Raw genomic sequence first — 372 nt, 5'->3', positions numbered from 1 at the left:
AAATCACAGGTGACAAAGACCTGACACTGGCGCAAGTTCAAAACGTCGTCAACCCAGCAGTTGGCACGATTGAATCCGTCAACTACGCTGGCGGCATCCTGCAAGCAGCAGGCCGTCTGTCCGCCATTGATGCATCCGCATTCAAAGGCAACCTGACCCTGAACCTGGGCAATGGCATCTTCACAACTGGCAAAGCAGACACATCCGGCCAATTGCAAAATGTCACAGTCACAGGCGGTTCTGGCAACGACACATTCTACCTGGCAGACACCATCCAGTCCGGCGACAGCCTGACAGGTGGCGACGGTAACGACACCCTCATCATCGTCAACGGTGGCAACATCACAGCCGGTGCAACGGGTTCCTCCATCG

Annotated in this window: 1 pseudogene; it reads left to right on the top strand. The window is 55.6% G+C overall.

Annotation, left to right across the window (positions count from 1 at the left end):
* Window positions 1-372 (top strand): annotated as a pseudogene (locus tag ACO0LF_RS31595) (hypothetical protein); the annotation flags it as partial.

The organism is Undibacterium sp. Di27W (genome assembly GCF_049340345.1).
In the GTDB taxonomy this organism is placed as follows: Bacteria; Pseudomonadota; Gammaproteobacteria; order Burkholderiales; family Burkholderiaceae_D; genus Undibacterium.
The sequence above is the reverse complement of the archived record's forward strand: the minus strand, read 5'-3'. Positions and strand labels throughout refer to the sequence as shown.